Annotated in this window: 2 protein-coding genes and 1 pseudogene; all 3 read left to right on the top strand. The window is 53.2% G+C overall.

The features are described from left to right. Positions 1 to 147 (top strand): annotated as a pseudogene (locus tag ACTHS3_RS11830) (DMT family transporter); the annotation flags it as partial. A 52-nt stretch (positions 148 to 199) separates the two neighbouring features. Continuing rightward, positions 200 to 1,489, top strand: coding sequence for an adenosylmethionine--8-amino-7-oxononanoate transaminase (gene bioA / locus ACTHS3_RS11825; protein WP_070625526.1), 1,290 nt, complete (start codon positions 200 to 202; stop codon positions 1,487 to 1,489). Further along, positions 1,486 to 2,142 carry a dethiobiotin synthase gene (gene bioD, locus ACTHS3_RS11820; protein ID WP_070625510.1) on the top strand — a complete coding sequence of 219 codons (657 nt, stop codon included), beginning with the start codon at positions 1,486 to 1,488 and terminating at the stop codon, positions 2,140 to 2,142. The genes bioA and bioD overlap by 4 nt, the downstream gene beginning before the upstream one ends. Positions 2,143 to 2,168 lie beyond the last annotated feature (26 nt).

Genomic DNA, 2,168 nt, shown 5'->3' with positions numbered 1-2,168 from the left:
GCGGCGTACATCACTTTGGTGCCGGTATTCGGTATTTTGTGTTCCGCTTGGTTTTTGGGCGAGGCATTGCATGTTTCTTTGGTTGCCGGCTGTTTGGCAGCGGTGGGCGGATTGGCGTTGATGCAGTACGGAAGACGTGCCGTCTGAAATAGAAAATATGTTATATAATAATGAAACTGATCAAACCATTGTTTTCAACATGTCTGAACATTCCCCCCTGCTCGATTTCGACCGCACCCACCTGCTCCATCCCTATACGTCCATGACCGACCCGTTGCCTGTTTATCCGGTGCGCCGTGCGGAGGGCGTGCACATCGAATTGGCGGACGGTACGCGGCTGATTGATGGGATGTCGTCTTGGTGGTGTGCGATACACGGCTACAATCATCCTGTTTTGAATCAGGCGGTTGAGGCGCAGATTAAGCAAATGTCGCATGTGATGTTTGGCGGTTTGACGCATGAGCCTGCGGTAGAGCTGGGCAAGTTGTTGGTCGGGATTTTGCCGCAGGGGTTGGACCGTATTTTTTATGCGGATTCAGGTTCGGTTTCGGTGGAAGTCGCGCTGAAGATGGCGGTGCAATACCAGCAGGCGCGGGGTTTGACCGCGAAGCAGAATATTGCGACGGTGCGGCGCGGTTATCACGGCGATACTTGGAACGCGATGTCCGTCTGCGATCCGGAAACGGGGATGCACCATATTTTCGGCAGCGCGTTGCCGCAGCGTTATTTTGTCGATAATCCGAAAAGCCGTTTCGATGATGAATGGGACGAGGCGGATTTGCAGCCTGTCCGCGCCTTGTTTGAAGCGCATCATGCGGATATCGCCGCCTTTATTTTAGAGCCGGTCGTGCAGGGCGCGGGCGGCATGTATTTCTATCATCCGCAGTATCTTCGCGGATTGCGCGATTTGTGCGATAAATTTGATATCGTGTTGATTTTTGATGAAATCGCTACCGGATTCGGACGCACGGGCAAGATGTTTGCCTGCGAACACGCGAATGTCGTGCCGGATATTATGTGTATCGGCAAGGGCTTGAGCGGCGGCTATATGACGTTGGCGGCGGCGATCACTTCGCAAAAAGTCACCGAAACGATTTCGCGCGGCGAAGCGGGCGTATTTATGCACGGGCCGACATTTATGGCGAACCCGCTGGCGTGTGCCGTTGCCTGCGCCTCGGTCAAGCTGCTTTTGTCTCAAGACTGGCAGGCAAATATCCGCCGCATCGAAAGCATCTTAAAAGGCCGTCTGAAAGCTGCATGGGACATTCGCGGCGTGAAGGACGTACGCGTTTTGGGTGCCATCGGGGTGATCGAGTTGGAAAAAGGCGTGGATATGGCGCGTTTTCAAGCGGATTGCGTGGCGCAAGGAATTTGGGTGCGCCCCTTCGGCAGGCTGGTGTATCTCATGCCGCCTTACATTATTCCAGACGACCTCTTGACCGAACTTGCCGACAAAACCGTACAAATCTTGAAGGAACACAGCAAATGAAAGGCGTTTACTTCGTCAGCGGCATTGATACGGACATCGGCAAAACCGTCGCCACCGGCGTGTTGGCAAAACAATTGTTGCAGCAGGGTAAAAGTGTGATTACGCAAAAGCCTGTGCAAACCGGTTGCAAAAATATCGCTGAAGACATCACCGTCCACCGCAAAATCATGGGCATACTCATGCAGGAAGCCGACAAGCAAGGGCTGACCATGCCCGAAATTTTCAGCTATCCGGCCTCGCCCCACCTCGCCGCCCGTCTGGACGGCAGGGCTTTGGACTTGGACAAAATCCGTACCGCTACGCAAGAATTGGCGGCACAATACGAAATCGTCTTGGTCGAAGGCGCGGGCGGTTTGATGGTTCCGCTGACAGAAAACCTGTTGACCATTGATTATATCCGTCAGCAAGGCTATCCCGTCATCCTCGTTACCAGCGGACGTCTCGGCAGTATCAACCACACCCTGCTCAGCTTCGCCGCGCTCAAACAATACGGCATCAGCTTGCACAGCCTGATTTTCAACCATATTCATGACAGCAAAGATGAAACCGTTGCCGGAGATACCTTGGAATATCTTAAAGGCCGTCTGAAAGATGAGTTTCCCGAAGCCAAATGGCAGGAGTTGGCCAAAACAGAGGTGGTAAATGGCGTTTGATATACCGCGTGGCACACTTTGTTCAT

This window comes from Neisseria sp. P0009.S007, from assembly GCF_051962515.1.
This window is presented reverse-complemented; position numbering and strand designations above follow the sequence as displayed.